A 20,570-nucleotide genomic window follows, 5' to 3' on the forward strand; every position below is an offset into this window, starting at 1 on the left:
TAATGAAGGCTTTGGACCAAAGCCTTTTATCAGCCTCAGGTAAATGGACCAGGCCTGCAATTAGAGCCACCAGGTGCAGACGACGGCATTGATGCCCCTCTTCCTATGCGGGCTGCAGATACACACTTTTGAACGTTTTCAGTAAGCAGACATCTCGGGCATGCAGCAATTTCATCAGGATTAAACACGAGTTCTTCAAATACTTCTTTACATTCAGTGCAATAATACTCAAAGATAGGCATACGGACTCCTATGGGAAAGTAGATTAATTGTTTCAGTAAAACCGGCAGGAATTCTTGACTGACTCACCTGCCCTAACTTAAATACCAGTAAAAGTTTCGCCTTTTGCATATGGCAAGGGAACTTAAGTCTTCCGGGGGCCTGACTGACTCAAAATGAGACGTTTAAAACATCGGTTGATGCTCAAGCCGCTCCCGAAATGCCTGCCCCCTGCTTTCCTTAATAAAGGCTAAACTGTTACAAATACCTGCAAAGAATCATTTTTTACTAAGGAGGATTTATGGCTCAGATTCAAAACATCATGTGCGCTGTTGATTTTTCAGAAATGAGTGCCAAAGTGGCTGCTTATACTCAAATCCTTTCTAAAGCTTTAGACGCGTCTGTCAAGGTCATCTATGTAGCACCCAGCCTTTCGCAATATGTTGGTTTTCATGTTCCGCCCACTTCCATTGAAAACTTTGTTGGTGAAATTGTGACTGGTGCTGAAAAAACCATGGATACTTTCATAGAGGAAAACTTCAGCGATGTTAATGTAGAGGGCAGGGTGCTCAGCGGATATGCCGCCGAAGAGATCCTTAATTTTGCAGATAATGAAAATATCGACATGATAATCATGGGTACCCACGGCCGAAAAGGGATTGACAGAGTATTATTCGGGTCTGTGGCTGAAAAAATTGTCAAGGCTGCCAAAATGCCGGTTATGACCATAAGGCCTTAAGTGGTTAACCTTGGGCATTTTAAGTCTTTTTCAATCCAAAAACCCTTTATGCGGCTTAGATATGGGCAGCACCTGGGCCAAAACCGTCAGGGTAGCCTACAAAGGCAGACAGGTGTCACTGAATAATTTTGCCCGAGTACCCTGGTCCCGTAAGGATTTGGATGGGGCTGTTCATCAGGGAGCCAAAATTAAATCTCTGTGGCAGCATCAAGGCCTGCGGGACAAGGTTATTATTTCATCCATGGCCGGGCATTCAGTTATCGTCAAGAGAGCCTACTTTGATTCAGGCCCACCCAAGGAGCTGGAGAAAACCATCTATAAGGAGGCCGGACAGTACATTCCTTTTGATTTAAGTGATGTATATCTGGATTACCAGGTGCTGGGTCCCGGCCATGAAGACGGATCAGTGGAAGTTATTCTGGTGGCCAGCAAGATAAAAGTTGTTCAGGATCTGATGGAGGTAGCTGAAAAGTCCGGATTGTCTCTAAGCATTGTGGATGTGGATGCCTTTGCTCTGAGCAATTGTTTTGAATTCAACTATCCTGAATTTCATGATGAGCCTGTTTATTTATTGGATATTGGAGGCAGGCAGAGCATATTCAGCATTTTTTTAAAAAACCAGCCAATTTTTTTTCGCGAGATGTCTTTCGGGGGTAAACACATAACCAACATCATAGCCGAGCTTTCAAATATTGGAAAAGCTGAAGCAGAAGTGCAAAAAATTCAGGGACCTCTCACAAAAGACTCGGATGAATACCCTGATATTTCCCGAGGCATTGTCACAGCGGTTAAAGACTGGACTGATGAAATAAAAAGGCTCATCAGTTTCTATCACACATCCGAGCCTCACATGAAACAGGCATCAAAATTGTTTCTTTCCGGGGGGGGAAGCCTGCTGAACGGAATCAGCACTCTTCTGGAACAGCATCTCAAAATAGAAGTTAACTACTTAGATCCCTGGAAAAATATTCAGGTATCCATGAACGATTACGACATGAAATATCTTGACTCTGTCAAACCCCAGTTCGCTGTAGCCACGGGTCTTGCTCTGCGAGGCATTACCTGATGGTTATAATAAGGATCTTGGGTATCATTGCTCTTTCTGTAACAGTTTAACCCTTTGCATTTGGCACGGGGACGGGCGGACCGGGACCGAACTTGTGAGTAACTTTACGAGTCTGTCACTTTTCTGAAAATTGGGACAGTCCCCGCGAGGTGCTACAAACAAGACTGATGCTGCATTGGTTACTGGAAGAAATTTGCTTAATGAAAAAATTTACACAGCGAGGGACAGTCCCTGTGCCAGGCGCAAAGCTCCCATCTTTGACGGAACTTTTCTGGCAAATGTGCATCAATCAAAGCAAAAATCGTAAAAACATGAAAATTATAACCATCTGATTTTATTTGCAAAACGATTGTAGTTACTTATAAGCGCTAAACTGTTACGCTCTTTCAAGGTTAAAATACCTTCTTGTTTTTTTCCACAGGAATAAAACGGTAAGTTACTGAATGTCATGATTAAAATCAATCTGCTGCCTCACTCCAAAAGAGCAAAAGTATCTGATACAGAAAAGTATCTGTTGCTGTATCTGATTCTGTTGACAATAGTTTGTACATCCATTTTAAGTATAGGCCTCATGTGGAGAGGGCATCTTTCAGGGCTTGAGGATGAGGTCTTAGACCTTGAGTCTCAGCGTCAGATCCTGTTGACCAGAGTAGGCAGGCTAAATCAGTTAGAAAGAAAATTTGAGGAAATCCAGGCAAATATCGAAGCTATCAAGTATATTCGTGTCAGACAGCAGCTTCCTGTTCGCTACGTTGATGAAACAACTGTTCGTGTTCCTGAAGAAAGAATGTGGTTCGAAGCGCTGAATCTGAATCGCAACGGAGTTATGGACATAAGAGGGGTGGCTGTTGATAATCAGGCCTTTGCAGGTTACGTGGACAGTTTGAGGTCCTCAGAGTTTATCAGATCCGTCAGCACTCAGAGAACATCCAGGCGGGAAGTTCAGAATCTGAGCCTGGTAGAGTTTCAGTTTCAGATTAGGGCAGGTCCCCCAGCCTCTTTTAGTGGTGATGCCAATGAAAATTAGCCGTCAAGCCATAATAGCAGAGATTGACAAACTCAGCAGAACAAAAAAGATATTGATCCAGGTATTGATACTGGCCGCAATATGTGGGGCTGCATGGTATTTTTACCTTGCACCAGTGCGTGACAATATCTCGCGCATGCAGCAGGAGGTTGAATCTCTGCAGCAGGATATCAATATCTTTTCAGCCCAGGCCGCAAAATTTCCAAAAATGGAAGAAGAAGTCGCAGCCAGAGAAAGGGAACTTTTGCTGGCCCAGACGCTTTTGCCTGAAGACGCTCACGCCTTAGAAAGATTGCTGGCTTCATTCGAGCGCATTGGAGATGAAAGAGGGGTCACTTTTCTGATGTTTCAGCCTGGTTCTGAAGAAGTAAAGGAGCACTTTGCTGCAAGAAACGTTCAGCTGAGGCTGCAGGGATACTTTCATAACCTTATGAGTTATTTTGATGAATTATCCCGCCTTGACCGTCTGGTCAGCCTTCAAAGTCTGCGGCTTAGTCCTCTGACCGGAGTTCGGGACAGGGACAGGGCTGTCCTGTCTGCCGAGGCTGTACTTCTGGTATACAGGTCATTGTCTAAGGCAGAGCTGGAAAGGGATTAGCAATGCTTAGACAGGCTGTTCCCATGGCTCTAATTGCGTACTTAACCCTGGTGGCACCTGCAGGAGCGCAGAATGATCATACACCAGAAGACTGGGACTACCCTGACTGGATGGCACCAGCACCCTATATTTATGAACCACGGCCAGGAGTTGATCCTTTTACTCCTTTTATTCGCCAGAGGATTGAAGAGGAAGCTGTCAGGCAACAGGATGAAGAACCTCCCCGACCTCTGACTCCCTTAGAGAGAGTTGAGATCAGCCAGCTCAAACTTGTGGGCATAATCTGGCGGGACGATCCTTTATTTAATCCAAAAGCCATGGTGGAAATGCCCGACGGCAAAGGCTTGATTATACAAACAGGCACCCGGGTTGGCCGCAATCGTGGAGAGGTTGTCATGATCCTGCCCCAGGAGGTCATAGTATCCGAAACCGTGACCACCATGTTTGGTGAAACTGAAACCCGGAACACTACCCTTAAACTCAGGCCGGGACAGGACAATTAGTCAGGTATGGATTACTGAAGATGCACAAGAATATAGTATTTTTCATCATAATTTTTTTCCAGACACTTGCACTATGCTGCTACGCAGATAATGCCTCCCTGGCTGACCAGGAAAGAGCTGCAGATATGGATGGGCCTGACCGGATAGAGCTTATTGATTTCTGGCAGGATGAAATGGGAGCTACCTATATATCCATTGCAGGCCCTGACATCCCTTTACCTGAAATGGAAGAAATAAGTCCTCAAAGAACACGGGCAATAATCCCTGGATTTCAGGCAAGACCATCCCAGGCAAGATTGTACCGCTTAGATGACTTTGAATCAGGCCTTAAGTCCCTGCTTGTACAGAATATAGATCAAAACCTGGTTTTGACCTGGACCTGGTATAATAAAAAATCTTTTGATCTTGTGGGCAGTCAGAACTCCATCATTTTCAGGGTGGACCCTGCATCTGCGCCTTTAGATGATCCTGCACTAACCAGTTCGCCTCAGGTATCAACAGCGCAACTTGCAACAGACCAACCAGGAACCCAGCAAGATTTTTTAGAGTTTAATACCCTTTTCCCGGGCATGAAGCAGGAATATACAGGAGATCTCATTTCCATTGATATGCAAAATGCTGAAGTAGAGCATGTCATCAGACTTATCACATCCATAACCGACTACAATCTGATACTTGATGAAAATGTTACAGGCAGAATTTCTTTGCGACTCATCAATGTGCCCTGGGATCAGGCCTTAGATCTTGTTCTTGTTCAGAAAAATCTCGGCATGGTGCTTCGTGGTGATATCATTCGCATTGCTACTGCCCAGAAACTTGAAGCAGAACGTGATCAGGCGCGCAGGGCAAGGGAGGCAGAGGCAAGAGCAAGAGAAAGCATGAGACAGCTTGAACCCCTGCAGCAGGAGTTTATTCAGATCAACTATTCCCAGGCAGGGGAATTACTACCTCAAATTAGAGATTTTCTATCTGAAAGAGGTAAAGTAACCCATGACAGCAGAACCAACACACTTATTCTGCAGGACACATCAGCACATATCAGGCAAATAACTGCCCTTATTAATCGGCTCGACCGTCCTGAAAGACAGGTCCACATCGAAGCACGCATAGTCTATGCTTCAGAAGATTTCAGCCGGAGCATGGGTATTCAATGGAGCTTTCTTTATCCTGAACAGAATTCATTCACTTCCGGCAGCGACATGGTCACTTCAGTCAATTATCAAAGCATGAATTTTCCCAGATCCCCCGGCGATTTCGGAGCTCTCGGGGGGACCTTAGACCGCAGATGGGGCAGCACCATGTTTACATTAGATGCTGAACTTCGCCTTGGTGAAGCACAAAACAAGTCCAGAACAGTATCTGCCCCAAGAATAACAACTCTCAACAACCAGGAAGCCCGCATAGAACAGGGTTTTCAGATTCCCTATACAACCCAGACCACCGACGGACCAGACACACAATTCGAGGAAGCCACATTGAGCCTTCTGGTAACACCTCAAATAACCAGTGACAATGATATACTACTGACAATTGAAGTGCGCGATGACTATCCAGTGGAAGCTTTTGGCGCAACTGCTATAGAAACCCGGTCAGTCAGGTCCAGACTTCTCGTGGAAAACGGAGAAACCATAGTCATTGGAGGGATCAAAAAAACATCTGAAGATGAAGTTGAAAACAGAATTCCGGCCCTGGGTAATATTCCTTTTCTGGGCTGGCTTTTTAAAAACCAGTATGTCAGCGAAAGCAAAAACGAGCTGTTAATTTTTATCAGACCTGAAATAATATGATAAAATCAAGTCATGCAAGAGGAGCTTTTTAGAAACGCGAAATGCTCCCGATAAAGGTACTTATGGAACTTCGACTCTCGTCATTAAATGATTTCCAGAAAATATGGAAAAACAACTTCTTAAGCTGTCAGGGCTTGTTTATTCCGGGAGAAAAATGCTTTGAACTGGGCCGGGAACTGACCATAAGCATCACCATAGAAGACAGCAAATGGGGTAATATACAGGTAGTGCCGGTCTGGGCCAATATCCATGGCCCTGCTACCCCGTATCTGCCCCGCGGCACTTTTCTTAAAGTCATCCGCATGGAAAAAGAATTTCAAACAAGAATCAGACAAACAGGAATATTAAATGGATAGCAAGACTCTTATTCGTCCGGAAGTGCGTGAGTTTGAACCATACACTCCGGGACTCGGCATTGATGAAATTAAACAAAAGTACGGCTTGAACAATATTATTAAAATGGCCAGCAATGAAAACCCTCTGGGCTTGTCGCCTTTTGTGCAGGAGATAATTAAAAACTATGCTGTACAGTCCTTCAGGTATCCTGCAGCCAACAATCCTGAACTATGTAACGGCATTGGCAGATATCTCGATATTGATCCGGCAGCCATTTTCTGCGGTAATGGATCAGACGAGATTATCGACCTGCTCATCAGGATCACAGCAGCACCCGGCCAGAATAATATTGTTGCTTTTGAACCATGCTTCAGCATCTACAAACTGCAGGCCAGACTCTGCGGGGTTGAATTCAGACAAACAGCACTCAACCCTGACTTCACATTTGACTTTGACGCTCTTTTGAAACTGATTGATCACAATACCAGGCTTGTCTTTCTGACCAATCCCGACAACCCGTCCGGATTTGCTGCTACTAAGGATGATATTGACCACTTTGCGGCCCATTTGCCACCAACCTGCTTCCTGGTAATTGATGAAGCCTATATTGATTTTGCAACTCCCTTTTCCCAATATAGTTGCGCTGAACTGCCTTTTAAAAATAAGCAGATAGCAGTACTTAGAACATTCTCCAAAATGTACGGACTGGCCGGTTTGCGACTGGGATACGGAATCTTGTCACCAGTTCTGGCCGACTATCTGCGCAGAGTGCGCTTGCCTTTCAGCGTAAACATACTTGCTGAAAAAGCTGGAATCGCTGCCCTCCAGGATACCACATTTCAAGACATGACTCTTGCTATAATTGATAAAGGAAGAAAAAAACTTAATCAGGAACTGAAAAAACTCAACTGTCGGGTCTACCCTTCTCAGGCCAACTTCATAATGCTGAAACCGCCTGTCAGCGCCGAAAAGGTGTTTGAAGAACTTCTAAGTCGGGGCATAATCATCAGACCACTTAAGAGCTATGGTTTGCCGGATCTCTTGAGAATCAGCATTGGCACAGAAAGGGAAAATCAGTCTCTTGTTACTGCCATGAAGGAAATACTTTCGTGAGTATCAGGCCTTTTATTGTTACCATAGATGGTCCTGCAGGGGTCGGGAAATCGACTTTGGCCGCAAAAATCGCTCACAGCCTGAAAATAGCCTACCTTGATACTGGAGCCATGTTCAGAGCTGTTGGCTGGATGATGAGCCTGGAAAATGAGAACCCGGATCAGAAGCAAATTGAGCACTTAATTCTCAATATGACCTTTGGACTGTCCGGTACCGGTTGGAACAGCCAGGTTATCTTGAACGGCAGGGAACTTGGGGCAGAAATTCGCACGGAAGAAGCAGGAATGATGGCGTCAAAAGTGGGACAGATAAAAGAGGTGCGGACATTTTTGAAACAGGCTCAGCAAAATATTGGCAGGAAAGTATCGCTGGTGGCTGAAGGCAGGGATATGGGGAGCGTAGTTTTTCCTGATGCTCAATACAAATTTTTTCTTGACGCTTCGGCTGAAATCAGGGCGGATAGAAGAAAAAAACAGCTTGAACGCTCAGGCACTAAGGCGGATTATGATTCAATCCTGACCTTGATCAGGCAAAGAGATGAGCAGGACCGCAACAGACCCATAGCTCCATTGAAACCGGCCCGTGATGCCATCATCATTAACACCGGCCCTCACGACTTAGAAGGAGTTTACCAGGCCATTAAGGGCTATATTCAACCTGGTTAGTCCCTCAAATTTTTTACCTGTTGCCCCGCCTCTTCCTTTTCCCTTCAGCCTTCAGAATTCCCCCTTCAACCTTCAACCTTCAGTCTTCAGTCTTCAGCCTTCCACCTTCAGCCTTCTTAACCTTCAGCCTTCTTAACCTTCAGCCTTCTTAACCTCATCCCAGAGCGCATCCAGTTCCTCCATGCTCATTTCAGTAGTTTCCAACCCTTTTTTCAAGGCCAGCTTCTCCATTTTGCCCACCCTGTCCATGAATTTTGCATTGGTAACGGACAAAGCTGCATTGGCCTTAATTTTTTTTCTTCGCCCATATTCCACAAGAGCAAAAAGATAGTCACCAAACTCCTGTTCAGCCTGACTAGGTTCTTTACTGTTTAAAGCATCTTCAAGTTCCTGCCACTCTTCCTGAAGCTTCAAAAGAACTTCCTGATCACTTCCCCATGTGAAACCTATTCGAGATGCCTTGGAATTGAGCCGGTAAGCCATTAAAAGTGGAGGCAGGTTTCTGGGAATAGAAGAAAAAACCGAATTATCCCTGTCCGCTTTTTCCTGTTTCTTTACCTTTTCCCAGTTGCGCATGAGCTCATCACGGGTGTTGAATTTTTCATCCTCAAATACATGTGGATGTCGGGCAATCATTTTATCTGCACTTTTAACCCACACATCATCCAGGGTAAAATCTGATTCATAAAACCTGGCAATAAAAAACAGAAGAAAAAAAACATCGCCCATTTCCTCTTTTATTTCTTCTATATTTTTAGAACGAATGGCACTAATGAGCTCAAATGTTTCTTCTGTCAGGTAGTCGCATAAAGTACCTGGTGTCTGCTCCCTGTCCCATGGACATCCATCCGGCCCAAGCAAAGTAGTGATCACTCGCATTATCTTGTCGTATCCGCTTTCCTGATTCATTTGTCCACCTTGTTTCAACGTTGAGGCCTGTCCAGAATAGAAGCTGCATCCTGGGCCTTTACTCTGAATTTCTGCTTTAGCTCTTCTGGAAGATGTTCAGAAAGTGTTTTGCTGAGCGTCTGGATATAGGGAGCAATATCTGATGACGCAAGCAACTGGTCATCTTTAGGTAAAAAAATGGTCAGAAGCATAAATGTCAGTGTGCAAACCAGTCCTGCTTTGACAAGGCCAAGACATCCACCTCCTATACGGTCCAGCCATCCCAGCATTATCATCTGCAAAAATCTCTTGAGAGCCATAGATACAATGGCTACCACAAACATGGTAGTTATGAATATACCAAGATAGGCAGCAACCTGAGCCCACTCCACGGTGCTGATAACACGGCTCGCTACCGGCTCCAGATCCATATAATACCGGTTAGCCATCATAAACCCGGCTATCAGTCCGGCTATGGAAGATATTTCAAGAATCAGCCCCCTGAATATCCCTCTGAATACAAAAAAACCCAGCACTACTACAAAAAAAATATCAAGACTGTTCATCAGGTCCTCCGGCAATTAACGCCCTGACTAATAAAGGCAGTCCAGCTATATAGTTTTCATCCGGAAACGGTTCTTTTTCCTTCTATCGGCGTCAATCTGCACAATTATTCGTCAACGTATTAAGCTACGTCTCCTCACAATTGCTTGATTTTCTTGCCAAAAGAAAAAACTCCTCGTTCCCGAAAAAAAACCAATAGCTTCAGCATCCGGAAAGAAAGACTTTCCGGATGGAAACTATATAGTCCAAATCTCCTCTCGATTTCTTGACAGTATATGAATCAGTCATTAAGTTCAAGAGTTTTGATATACTGGAAACTTCAGTTAAACAGACAAAAAGGAGCAAACACATGGCTTATGATATCAGACTGGTAAAAATCGTCACAGGTGACATGGTCTTGGGAAAATGGGATGAAAGTGCACAAAAAATGACAGACCTGGCCACATTGCAAATGGTTCCTACCCAGCAGGGAGGAGTTCAGATGGTGCTTTTGCCTTTTGGCTACCCCATAGATAATGAGCTGACCGGGGAAATTGAAGGAAAGCACATCCTCTATACTTACAAGAATGTTCCTGAAGATCTCAAGAGCAAATACCTGGAAGCATCCAGCAACTTGACCATCTCATCCGCCGGCGACCTCAAAAACCTGAACAATCTTTCAGGCAAGGGTGGAGGAAAAATTACCGATATTGGTTCCATGTTCAAAAAATAACAGCATGATTTCCTGTTTGCAGGCATGATTTTATTTGCGTTTTACCAAGCGGCCCGCGATAAGACTTTATACCACCAGATTACAATAACTGAAACAAAAAAGGCCGGGATTTCCCGGCCTTTTTTATTTCTACGCAGCTCTTAATGATAAATCATCAGCCACATCTCTAAACCCGATCTTAAGATTCAATTGCAATTTTTCTGGATCTGTTCAGTTCAGACTTGGGTAATCTGACCACGAGCACTCCATTTTTGTAGCTTGCTGCTACATTGTCTCTGTCTACCTCGACCCGCAAGGGAACGACTCTTTCAAAACTGCCATAAGAACATTCCATGTGTACGAAGTTTTCCTTTTCTTCTTTATGCTCTCTTTTTTTCTCACCCCTTAATACCAGGTTGTTATTTTCAACACTCAGGTCAATTTCTGATGGCTCCAGCCCTGGCATCTCAGCTTTTACAATAACTTCATCATCCTTTTCACTGACTTCTACTGATGGAGTGAAACCCTTGGAAAAGTCTCCATAACCTCTAAACGGTCTGTCCCACATATCTTCAAAAAAGTCTAACATTTCCTCTCTTGGGGTGTTGCGGGCTACAGACTTGCTCCTTGTTGAGGGTAACCATTTTTCAAGCATCATACCATCACCTCCAGTAAATACATCCTGCTTAATCGGCGCCGGAAAATTTTTCACCAGATTAATGGATCAACATTCCAGCGCCGGCATTAAGTGTCAATTTTTATTCGTGAGCCATTTAATCTTGTGCTACTTCAATTTCAATCTTCCTGGGTTTGGCTTTGGCCGCCTTGGGCAAGAACATTTCCAGTACACCATTTTTCAAAGTAGCTTTAATGTTTTCTCTATCCACTACGTCTGAGATGGTGAAACTCCTGGAATACTCACAATCACCAAACTCAAGATGAACATTGCTCACCTTTTCCATTCTCGGATACACTGCTCTGGCGCTGATTGCCAGATCATTCTCCTTCAGGTCAATAACAAGATCTTCCTTTTGAACTCCAGGCATATCCATATATATGTGAAAACCGTCTTCTTTTTCAATAATGTCCGTATTAGGAGAAAATCGGGGTAAGCTGCCGGAATTCTTTTTTACTTCTCCGCTCATATCACCACCTCCTTATTCAGCTTTTATACTGATTTTCCTGGGAATAGCCTCATCAGCCTTGGGCATGGTTATTTCAAGCACACCATCCTTCATTCTGGCCTTAACGCCATCTGCCTGTATAGGGACGTTGAGATTTACGATCCTCTGAAACAGACCGGCAGGCCTTTCCTGTCTGTAATAATTGCCGGTCCCGTGCTTTCTATTGCCCTTAATAACTAAGCTTCCATCACTCAGAGTAATATCAACGTCCTCAATGTCCACACCTGGTACTTCAGAAAATACATAAATGTTGGACTTATCCTCACTGATATTTACTGGAGGATAGGCGTTTCTTCTCTGGCTGATCATTGAAGGCCTCCAGGCCTCATCAAAAAACCTGTCCAATTGCCTTGGCAAATTATAAAAACTGCTGAAATCAATTACCATGGCTGTCACCTCCGTCATTTTTTAGATTTTCTTCTTTAATAATATCATTTTATTCTCTGTCAAGTATCTGAAATTACACGATTGTATTCTTTAATGCGGGCTGTGCACACAACCCAATTTATACAAGGATCTTTAAGTTGGGGCGTAAGCGAACTTTTCAGGCTGAAGGCTGAAGGCTGAAGGCTGAAGGATAAGGTTCCTGGGCATTTTTGTTCTTTCAAGGTTTAAAAAACTTTCTTGCTTTTTTATATCTGTTTAGCGCTTTGCATGTGGTATGGCTTCCTGCCCGGAGGCATACAGCCCGGAGGGGACTGACTCTTCCAGGACCCACTTGTCCAAAAAAATGAGATATTTTAGCCGCCCGTTCGAAGGCTCACTCAAAACGCCCAGTTAAACCCTGCTGCACAGGAACGCTTTCAGCGTTGTTTAACCCCAGTAAACTGGAAGAAAGTTTACGGGGCAGGCCGGGCAGGCAAAGGGCGCAAAGGATGAAAGAAGTTTTTTCATTTGCCTGGGAACTGAACATGAAAAGGCAGCACCGGAAGCGCCAGTAAACGCTACACGCAATGGCTGTAATGTTACTTTGCTAATAACGTCTAAAAATATAAAAAATGAGCCTGTATTTACAAATTCTATATGTAAGGTTGACAATCTTTCCAGACTATGTGAATGCGATCACAAGGAACAATTAAACCTTAGCTCTGCGTAAAGAGGGGGAGCTGCAAAACATTATTTTTGGAGGGGGAATAATGTTAAGAAATGTTAGTATCTTATCTTTTTTTGCTGTTTTATTGTATGCAGGTGCATGGGCATATCAGGCTCAGGCTTCCGGGCAGTATGTTGGGTCCGAAACCTGTGGCAGTTGTCACTACTATGAATATGACAACTTTATTGCTTACTCCCACAAGGCCAATTCATGGGATAGCATATCTGTAATGGCTCCCAAACTGACTGAAGAGGAGTTAAGGGAGTGTTACGGTTGTCATACCACAGGGTACAACCAGGGCGGTTTTATCTCTTATGAAGCTACGCCTGAACTTTCTGATGTAGGCTGTGAAACCTGTCACGGACCAGGCAGAGAGCATGTGGATACCGGTGGCTACCCGGGTGCCATTGAAAGACTGCCCATTATTGAAGACTGCCTGACCTGTCATACCGAAGAGCGTAATGAAGCATTCGGGTTCAGGCCCCTTATATACAGTGGCGCTCACTAACCGGAGGCTATCTGATGTTACAAAAAATTTACAGCAGTATCGGCTATAAAATCGGCATAAGCATCTCCCTGATTTCACTTGGCATATTTACCATGATCATTCTGGTCATGCTTTTCTGGCAGAAAAACCTGACAGAAGACCAGCTTTCAGAGGATGTATCACGTTTTACAGAGTTGCTCAAAGCTACCATCGAGCGCCCCATGGTTGTTGGTGACGATGCAGGTACACGGGAGGAATTTGCTTCCCTTGCCAGAAGATATGAGACAACTACAGCCTACCTTACAGACTTTCGCGGTAATATTACCTACAGTACTGAAGACAGTTCCATACGCAGGGATTTTAATGAAATCATGGAACATGATGAAATACGCCTGATGGTCCGCCAGGCCTTGGCGAGAGATATGAATAACAGTGGTTTTTTCAGTCTCCATGGCAAAAATGTTTTTGCTACTGTCAGTTCCGTGCCCAATGAACCAGCATGCTATCATTGTCACGGCTGGTCACAGCCTATTCTGGGCACCATGGTGGTAGTCCAGGATGTAAGTGGCACAATTGCCAGAATGCAGGAAAACGCTGCTTATACTGCTCTGATGATCCTGGCTGGAATTATTGTGCTTATCATCAGCGTATACGCCTTTATGCGCAGACAGATATTCAACCCCATAATTAACATTGATCAGGCTACACAAAAGATTGCCCAGGGAGATTTTTCAGCAACTTTCAGTTCTGACAAAACAGACGAACTCGGAAGCCTGTCCCAGCATCTTGGGGTGATGGTGGGCAACCTTAAAAAAGAACTTGGATTTTCCAAAGGCATCCTGGGCAGTATGACCACACCTTGTTTTGTATGCGATACCAATGGCAACATCTCCTTTACCAACAAGTCAGTTCTGGACCTTCTTGGACACGAGGATGGTGCAAAATTTATGGGCAAACCCCCATCACTAATGGTCTATGGCGATGATCGTGAAACCATTACCACTAAGGTCTTAAAAACCAGAGAGCCTTCCCTTGACCGGGAGATTGAGATCACTAACAACCGCGGGGAGAAAAAAGTTATCAAGGTTGATGCTGCTCCTCTTTATGATCTCGATCAGCAGCTCATCGGTGCCTTTGTTCTCTACACCGATTTGACCGACTTGAAAAACCAGCAAGTCCAGATCGAATCCAAAAACAGCATGATTGAAGCATCTGCGGTCAAGGCTGACCGTGTGGCTGAGCAAGTTTCAACAGCTTCTGCTGAATTGTCCGCCCAGGTTGAGCAGGCCAGTCGAGGGTCTGAGCAGCAAAGAGATATGGCAGCCAGCACTGCCACTTCCATGGAGCAAATGAATGCTACTGTCATGGAGGTAGCTAAAAATGCTTCCAGAGCTGCAGAGGCATCTGAGCAGGTCAAGAAAACCGCAGAATCTGGAGCCAGCACAGTCCAGAGCGCGGTCAAAGCTATAGCTGATGTGCAGCGTAACGCTTTAAGTCTTAAAAAGCAGATCAGTGCTTTGGGCGAGCAGGCTGAAGGTATTGGCAAAATTATGACTGTTATTGAAGATATAGCTGACCAGACCAACCTGCTGGCCTTGAATGCAGCTATTGAAGCAGCCAGGGCAGGTGATGCCGGACGTGGATTTGCAGTTGTTGCCGACGAGGTTCGCAAGCTGGCAGAGAAAACCATGAACGCTACCAATGAAGTAGGAAGGTACATCTTTGCCATTCAAGAAGAAGTTGGAAAGAACGTGGGCAGCGTGGATGAGACAGTTGAGTCAGTAAAAGGGGCTACAAGGCAGGCTAATGAATCAGGAAAACAGCTGCGTCAAATAGTTAATCTTGTTGAAACATCTTATGACCAGATCCGATCCATAGCCTCAGCTTCTGAGGAGCAGTCAGTAGCCAGCGAAGAGATCCACAAGAGTGTTGACGACATAAACCGTATATCTTCTGAAACCAGTGAAGCCATGAATCACTCAGCCAAGGCCATTTCAGAACTCGCTTCTCTTGCTGCCGAGCTAAAACAGATAATTGAAGACATGCGGAAAAAATAACGTTACAGCAATAACCGTACACATGAGTAAGCCCGTCCAGGAAGTTCATCCAGACGGGCTGTGTAAAAGTACCTGAGCTGAAGTTAAGTAACTTACTCCTGAAACCCTTTCATAAAACAAGTACATTTGAACCGCAGGCGCCCCGGTTGAATGCCCTTCGGGCTTGCTCTTCGAGCAAATCAACTGGGCAGGCAAAGGACTCAAAGTTCAAGACAATAAGAAAGATATATTTTTGAAAACCGGGCTTCAGTTTTCAAAAAAGGCTGCCTTTTCATTTGCCGTTCCCCGGCAAATGAAAAAACTTCTTTCTTCCTTTGCGCCCTTTGCGTCTTGAGTGAGTCTTCGAACGGGCGGTTAAAATATTTTTTTTGGGTTGCAGGTACAACCCGCGTTAGACTTTACTCGAGCACTTTACATGTCATGGCAATTTAGTTAATTAATTGACTCACGGTATTACAACCCTGCTTGTCTGATCACTGGTCCGAAAAGAATTAGGAAAATAAATTCAGCACCATTAGCGACTTTTCATACAAAAAAATATTCTTTGCTATAGCAAAAAACACGAATTGTTTACAGTTTAAAACTAACTATTACTGAACCTGCATTGTCCAGGTTAAATCAATATGAACATCGATTCCCTGACAGCTCTTCTTATTTTGTTGCCCATGTTTATGGCCCTGACCGGCTTTATAAACAACACTCTCCTGCAACGTTCTCTAACAGGCGGGTTTTGCCTTGTTATTGCTGTTGCCTCACTGGCACTTCTTGCCAATGGTCCATTTTCATTAGAACCAGCAACGACCCATGCTGACTGGCACACTCTTTTATCCTGGGCAGACTTCATCCTGTTGGGAATCATTCTAACCATTGCCCTGCTTTTCAGGCATAAACTGTCGATCATACTTGTCATTCTGCAGCTTATTCCTTTAACCCTGATAAAAGCTTCAAAACAGAAAAACCAGTTTTTTGAAGCTTCCATAGCTGCAGACCAGCTCAGTCTAATTCTTGTTCTCATTGTCTGTTTTGTTGGCTCTCTCATCATATTATACGCCCTTGAGTATATGCGTGTTCACTCCGACAAACATGATCAACCCCCCTTGCAGACCGGGATCTTTCTTTTTTTTCTGATTTTCTTCTTAGGAGCTATGAATGGGCTGGTTTTAAGCAATAATTTGCTGTGGATGTTCTTTTTCTGGGAACTGACAACTCTTTGCTCTTTTGTGCTGATCGCTCATAACAGAACAGACGAAGCCATTACCAGCGCTTTGCGGGCTTTGTGGATAAACCTTTTGGGTGGAGTCTGTTTTATCTGGGCCATTTACTTACTGCACCTGCAGGCGATGCCTCTTGAAATCAACAGCCTGATCGCCCTTGCTTCTCATGAAGTCCTTTATTTGCCTGTTGCTTTATTGTGTATCGCAGCATTGACCAAGTCTGCGCAACTGCCATTTCAATCCTGGCTGACAGGAGCAATGGTTGCCCCTGCACCGGTTTCTGCCCTGCTGCACTCATCAACAATGGTCAATGCAGGAGTATTTCTGATTCTTAAACTTGCTCCTGTTTACCATGGTTCTTCCCTTGCAATTTACCTGACCATCCTTGGAGCACTAACCTTTTTGTGCACATCAATCCTGGCTGTTACTCAGTCCAACGCCAAAAAAATCCTTGCATACTCCACCATAGGCACCCTTGGACTGATCATTGCCTGTGCGGGCATAGGAACCCCTCAAGCATACAGTGCTGCAATCCTGCTTATTATCTTTCATGCTGTGGCCAAAGGCTTGCTTTTTATGGGTGTTGGCAGGATTGAACAAATAACAGGCAGTAAAAGTATCGAACACATGTGGGGGCTTATGGCTCAACACCCAAGAATTTCCATACTGCTGGTGCTCGGCATGATATCCATGTTTTTGCCTCCTTTTGGGGCTCTTGTCAGCAAATGGATGGCTGTGCACGCGGCAGCACAATTACCGGTCATTGTTGTCATGCTGGCACTTGGCAGTGCCTTTACTGTTATTTACTGGACCAGGTGGGCAGGCCTGCTTATTAACACTGCAAAACCAGCTCAAACCATGAGCAGTGAATCCAGATTTATAGAGTGGCCCCTGACTGCATTGGGTATACTGGGAATAATACTGAGCATAGGAGTGTTGATCGTATACAAATATATGGCCATACCTCTTACAGAAACTGTATTTGCTCATCAGGGACCTTTCTACCAGACTGACCTGCTTTTCAGTCATGCCGGGGCTTTTATTGCGTACCCTGTTTTTCTCATTATCAGCTTCCTGCTTCTTCGCTACTTTTCTAAGGCTGACAAAGATAGCCGCAAGCCAGACGCAACTCCATACTACTCCGGGCTGAATCAGACCCGGAATGGAATTCCAGGCTTTTATGATCCCTTAGGCACATTTGTTCCTTTTGTTTCAGGCAACTATTATCTTCAGACAATTTTACCCGAGCAGCGAGTCAGCCTTGCTGTTAATATTGCTGCATCAGGATTTATAATTTTACTTCTGGCGGCTTCATTATGATTACTCTGTCCAATCTGCTCCTGGCCCTGACAGCTGTAATTCTGGCACCTTTTGCAGGGGCTCTGATCAGCGGAATCGACCGCAAATTTACAGCCTGGTTTCAGGGACGGGTGGGCCCTCCAATATACCAGCCTTTTCTCGATATTATTAAGCTCCTTGGCAAAGAATGCATGGCTGTCAATTCCAGACAAAGGATATGTGTCATGGTGTATCTAATTTCAGCCATGACTACTGTATTTCTTTTCTTTCTCGGCTCAGATCTTTTGCTGATTTTTTTCATTCTAACCATTGGAGCAGTTGCTTTTGTCCTGGGAGCAATGTCTGCACCTTCACCGTTTTCCCAGATAGGCGCCCAAAGAGAACTTATACAGGTTCTAACCTACGAACCTCTGATCCTGTTGAGCTTCGCAGGATTCTTCCTGGTCACCGGAAGCTTCAGTGTATCTTACATTCAAACCTGGGATCAGCCTTTGCTCTTTAATCTGCCCCTGATTTATATAGCACTGGGCTTTGCGTTGACTATAAAGTTGCGAAAATCACCATTTGATATTTCAGCCTCACATCACGGACATCAGGAAATCGTCAAGGGCTCTTTAACCGATTATTCAGGCCCTCAACTCGCTTTTGTAGAAATCGCTCACTGGTATGAAATTGTCTTTATTCTGGCTGTATTCAGCCTCTTCTGGTCCACAAGTCTGGCAGGCATGGCTATTCTCCTGTTTCTGACATACTTTGCTGAAATTGTAATTGACAACATTACTGCCCGTTCCACATGGAGATGGATGGTAGCATATGTATGGCCTGCCGGACTGGGCATGATCATCATCAACTATGTTTTTATTCTAAGTATTTAATGTGATTATATTGAAACTTCACACTTATTCGTAATGATGAGCTGCAAGTTTTTCACGCAATGATAAATTTTTGGGAAAGCTGAAAAAAGAAGGCTGAAGGAAGAAGGAAGAAGCAGGAGAATGAAGCTCAAGACTTTGGACTTTAGACTTTGGACTTTGGACCTTGGACTTTAGACTTTGGACTTCAGACTCAGACCTCGGACCTCAATCGGAGAAATTACTTTCATGACCATGTTCAAAAAGTTTATAAATAAATTGACCCTTACTTCCAGGGTCGGTTCTCCATGGATGGTTCATCTTGACTGCGGCAGCTGCAATGGCTGCGATATAGAAACCTGGGCCTGCCTGACCCCTGTTTATGATATGGAGCGTTTTGGAATAATCAATGTCGGTAACCCCAAACACGCAGATATTTTTCTGGTTACAGGAACTGTAAACCATCGCAACAAGCACGTATTGGCCAATGTCTACAATCAAATGCCTGCACCCAGGGTGGTTGTAAGCATAGGTTCATGCTCCAATAGTGGCGGCATCTTCCGCGAATGCTACAATGTTCTGGGGGGCGCTGATAAAATAATTCCAGTGGATATTTATGTGCCAGGCTGTCCACCAAAACCAGAATCCATAATTGACGGTGCGCTTCAGGCAGTAAAAATGTTTAAAAATGCTAACTCTTAACTAACAAGAATATATACACATGACTTTAAAAAATTATGAAACCATATCATTGAGTGACCTACTGAGTCATGTTCAGGAATTCAAGAAAAATGGATATCGTTTCATGGCCATAACTGCTCTTGACTACGGCCATGAACTGGAACTGATATACTCTTTTGATCACAACCTTGAAACCCGGGGAGTTCGCCTGCGAGAGCTTAGAGACGCGCCCCTTCAAAGCATCTCCAGTATTTATTTCGCAGCTTTTCTTGCTGAAAATGAAATCCAGGATTTCTACAATGTGCAGTTTAAGGATCTGATAATAGATTACCAGGGGCATATGTTTGTCCAGGAAGAAGTAAGAACTTTGCCTTATGGGCAAATCAAGGTTCAGGACAAACCTGGAACCGAAAAGGAGCAGTAAATGGGACGGACAATCATTCCTTTTGGCCCTCAACACCCTGTTCTGCCTGAACCGATTCACCTTAAACTGACTGTGGAAGACGAAATAATCACTGATGTAGTTCCAGGTTTTGGTTATGTGCACCGGGGTTTAGAGACTCTGGTTTCCAAAAAAGATTTCAAACAGATGGTCCAGGTGGTGGAAAGAGTCTGCGGAATATGCAGCTGCATTCAGGCTTTAACCTATATCCAGGCCATGGAAGAAATGTACGAACTTGAGGTGCCTCCCCGAGCCAGGTATTTACGTGTAATCTGGTCTGAACTGCACAGAGCCCACAGCCACCTGCTCTGGATGGGCCTTTTCGCTGATGCCTTTGGCTTTGAAAGCCTTTTTATGCAGTGCTGGAAAATTCGGGAAAAAATCATGGATATTCAGGAGTCTACTGCAGGCAACAGGGTCATTATTTCCGTAAACATTATCGGAGGCACAAGATATGATCTGGAACAGGATCAGCTGACACAAATCCTTGATGTAGTCCAGCAGGTTGAGCAGGACCTGCTTAAATTACAAAAGGTCTTTTTTGAAGACTATTCAGTCCAGAAAAGAACCAGAGGAATAGCAGTTCTGACAAAAGATGAAGCATATGAACTTGGATGTGTAGGTCCCATGCTTAGAGCCAGTGGCGTGGCTCAGGACGCAAGACAGACCGGCTATGCAGCCTATGGTGAGCTGGACTTTGAGCCTGTGGTGGAAACTGAAGGTGACTGCTTCGCCAGAACCAAAGTTCGTTTCAGAGAAGTATTGCAGTGTATTGAACTGGTCCGTAAAGCCATCTCAAAGCTTCCTGAAGGCGAAGTCTCAGTCAAGGTCAAGGGGAATCCCAAAGGCGAGGCCATGGGCAGAACAGAGCAGCCGCGAGGTGAACTGATACATTATGTTCTGGCCAATGGTTCCAAATATCTCGACAGGTTGCGCATAAGAACTCCTACTTTTGCCAACACGCCGGCATTAATGAAGATGCTGCCCGGCCAGGACCTGGCTTCGGCTCCTGTAGTACTCATGTCTATTGACCCATGTGTCAGCTGTACTGAACGATAGGGATATT

The 20,570-nt window shown here is 44.5% G+C and carries 23 protein-coding genes; 17 read left to right on the plus strand and 6 right to left on the minus strand.

What is annotated here, in order from left to right:
• Positions 1–35 precede the first annotated feature (35 nt).
• Positions 36–242: an FmdB family zinc ribbon protein gene (locus LZ23_RS01210; protein ID WP_045210878.1), complete on the minus strand. Its 207-nt coding sequence runs from the start codon at positions 240–242 to the stop codon at positions 36–38.
• 278 nt (positions 243–520) lie between these two features.
• Here LZ23_RS01210 and LZ23_RS01215 point away from each other — a divergent pair, with 278 nt between their 5' ends.
• The 9 genes from LZ23_RS01215 to cmk all read left to right on the plus strand — a co-directional run bounded on the left by LZ23_RS01215 (position 521) and on the right by cmk (position 8,053).
• Entirely contained in the window at positions 521–958 is a 438-nt protein-coding gene (locus tag LZ23_RS01215) for a universal stress protein (protein ID WP_045210879.1), read from the plus strand.
• Between the two features lie 10 nt (positions 959–968).
• A complete protein-coding gene (gene pilM, locus LZ23_RS01220) occupies positions 969–2,024 on the plus strand; it encodes a type IV pilus assembly protein PilM (RefSeq protein WP_157493070.1) in 1,056 nt (351 codons plus the stop codon).
• A 448-nt stretch (positions 2,025–2,472) separates the two neighbouring features.
• Positions 2,473–3,051, plus strand: coding sequence for a PilN domain-containing protein (locus tag LZ23_RS01225; protein WP_045210883.1), 579 nt, complete (start codon positions 2,473–2,475; stop codon positions 3,049–3,051).
• Complete coding sequence (locus tag LZ23_RS01230) at positions 3,041–3,649, plus strand: type IV pilus inner membrane component PilO (RefSeq protein ID WP_045210885.1); 609 nt, start codon at positions 3,041–3,043, stop codon at positions 3,647–3,649. Before LZ23_RS01225 ends, LZ23_RS01230 begins: the two co-directional genes overlap by 11 nt.
• A 2-nt stretch (positions 3,650–3,651) precedes the next feature.
• Positions 3,652–4,152 carry a pilus assembly protein PilP gene (locus LZ23_RS22095; RefSeq protein WP_052507011.1) on the plus strand — a complete coding sequence of 167 codons (501 nt, stop codon included), beginning with the start codon at positions 3,652–3,654 and terminating at the stop codon, positions 4,150–4,152.
• A 20-nt stretch (positions 4,153–4,172) separates the two neighbouring features.
• Positions 4,173–5,939, plus strand: a complete 1,767-nt coding sequence (locus LZ23_RS01240) for a type IV pilus secretin PilQ (RefSeq protein ID WP_052507012.1) — start codon at positions 4,173–4,175, stop codon at positions 5,937–5,939.
• 41 nt (positions 5,940–5,980) lie between these two features.
• Positions 5,981–6,295 (plus strand): hypothetical protein, encoded by a 315-nt coding sequence (locus LZ23_RS01245; RefSeq protein WP_045210887.1) that lies wholly within the window; start codon positions 5,981–5,983, stop codon positions 6,293–6,295.
• Positions 6,288–7,388, plus strand: a complete 1,101-nt coding sequence (gene hisC / locus LZ23_RS01250) for a histidinol-phosphate transaminase (protein ID WP_045210888.1) — start codon at positions 6,288–6,290, stop codon at positions 7,386–7,388. The genes LZ23_RS01245 and hisC overlap by 8 nt, the downstream gene beginning before the upstream one ends.
• Positions 7,385–8,053 carry a (d)CMP kinase gene (gene cmk, locus LZ23_RS01255; protein WP_045210890.1) on the plus strand — a complete coding sequence of 223 codons (669 nt, stop codon included), beginning with the start codon at positions 7,385–7,387 and terminating at the stop codon, positions 8,051–8,053. The genes hisC and cmk overlap by 4 nt, the downstream gene beginning before the upstream one ends.
• A 132-nt stretch (positions 8,054–8,185) precedes the next feature.
• Here the strand turns inward: cmk and mazG are convergent, their stop codons facing one another.
• A complete protein-coding gene (mazG, locus tag LZ23_RS01260; RefSeq protein ID WP_045210892.1) occupies positions 8,186–8,962 on the minus strand; it encodes a nucleoside triphosphate pyrophosphohydrolase in 777 nt (258 codons plus the stop codon).
• A 14-nt stretch (positions 8,963–8,976) separates the two neighbouring features.
• A complete protein-coding gene (locus tag LZ23_RS01265; RefSeq protein WP_045210893.1) occupies positions 8,977–9,507 on the minus strand; it encodes a CvpA family protein in 531 nt (176 codons plus the stop codon).
• A gap of 347 nt (positions 9,508–9,854) precedes the next feature.
• On the opposite strand from LZ23_RS01265, the gene LZ23_RS01270 reads away from it, so the two are divergent.
• Positions 9,855–10,217 (plus strand): hypothetical protein, encoded by a 363-nt coding sequence (locus LZ23_RS01270; RefSeq protein ID WP_045211007.1) that lies wholly within the window; start codon positions 9,855–9,857, stop codon positions 10,215–10,217.
• Positions 10,218–10,395: 178 nt separating this feature from the next.
• On the opposite strand, the gene LZ23_RS01275 is transcribed toward LZ23_RS01270, so the two are convergent.
• The 3 genes from LZ23_RS01275 to LZ23_RS01285 form a co-directional block, all read right to left on the minus strand.
• Positions 10,396–10,854, minus strand: a complete 459-nt coding sequence (locus tag LZ23_RS01275) for an Hsp20/alpha crystallin family protein (protein WP_084590846.1) — start codon at positions 10,852–10,854, stop codon at positions 10,396–10,398.
• A 115-nt stretch (positions 10,855–10,969) separates the two neighbouring features.
• Complete coding sequence (locus tag LZ23_RS01280; protein WP_045210895.1) at positions 10,970–11,341, minus strand: Hsp20/alpha crystallin family protein; 372 nt, start codon at positions 11,339–11,341, stop codon at positions 10,970–10,972.
• A gap of 12 nt (positions 11,342–11,353) precedes the next feature.
• On the minus strand, positions 11,354–11,767 hold the full coding sequence (locus LZ23_RS01285) for an Hsp20/alpha crystallin family protein (RefSeq protein ID WP_045210897.1): 414 nt from the start codon (positions 11,765–11,767) through the stop codon (positions 11,354–11,356).
• 749 nt (positions 11,768–12,516) lie between these two features.
• On the opposite strand from LZ23_RS01285, the gene LZ23_RS01290 reads away from it, so the two are divergent.
• The 7 genes from LZ23_RS01290 (at position 12,517) to LZ23_RS01320 (ending at position 20,563) form a co-directional block, all read left to right on the plus strand.
• Entirely contained in the window at positions 12,517–12,981 is a 465-nt protein-coding gene (locus tag LZ23_RS01290; RefSeq protein WP_052507013.1) for a cytochrome c family protein, read from the plus strand.
• A gap of 14 nt (positions 12,982–12,995) precedes the next feature.
• A complete protein-coding gene (locus LZ23_RS01295; protein ID WP_045210899.1) occupies positions 12,996–15,017 on the plus strand; it encodes a methyl-accepting chemotaxis protein in 2,022 nt (673 codons plus the stop codon).
• Between the two features lie 623 nt (positions 15,018–15,640).
• Complete coding sequence (locus LZ23_RS01300) at positions 15,641–17,551, plus strand: NADH-quinone oxidoreductase subunit 5 family protein (RefSeq protein ID WP_045210900.1); 1,911 nt, start codon at positions 15,641–15,643, stop codon at positions 17,549–17,551.
• Between the two features lie 5 nt (positions 17,552–17,556).
• On the plus strand, positions 17,557–18,405 hold the full coding sequence (locus LZ23_RS01305; protein WP_157493073.1) for a respiratory chain complex I subunit 1 family protein: 849 nt from the start codon (positions 17,557–17,559) through the stop codon (positions 18,403–18,405).
• 231 nt (positions 18,406–18,636) lie between these two features.
• Positions 18,637–19,083, plus strand: coding sequence for an NADH-quinone oxidoreductase subunit B family protein (locus tag LZ23_RS01310; protein WP_157493074.1), 447 nt, complete (start codon positions 18,637–18,639; stop codon positions 19,081–19,083).
• A gap of 19 nt (positions 19,084–19,102) precedes the next feature.
• Positions 19,103–19,486 carry an NADH-quinone oxidoreductase subunit C gene (locus LZ23_RS01315; protein WP_045210905.1) on the plus strand — a complete coding sequence of 128 codons (384 nt, stop codon included), beginning with the start codon at positions 19,103–19,105 and terminating at the stop codon, positions 19,484–19,486.
• On the plus strand, positions 19,487–20,563 hold the full coding sequence (locus LZ23_RS01320; RefSeq protein WP_045210906.1) for a hydrogenase large subunit: 1,077 nt from the start codon (positions 19,487–19,489) through the stop codon (positions 20,561–20,563). It begins immediately after the preceding gene.
• Positions 20,564–20,570: the final 7 nt, after the last annotated feature.

Origin of the sequence: Desulfonatronovibrio magnus, from assembly GCF_000934755.1 — a bacterium.
GTDB classification, from domain to species: domain Bacteria; phylum Desulfobacterota; class Desulfovibrionia; order Desulfovibrionales; family Desulfonatronovibrionaceae; genus Desulfonatronovibrio; species Desulfonatronovibrio magnus.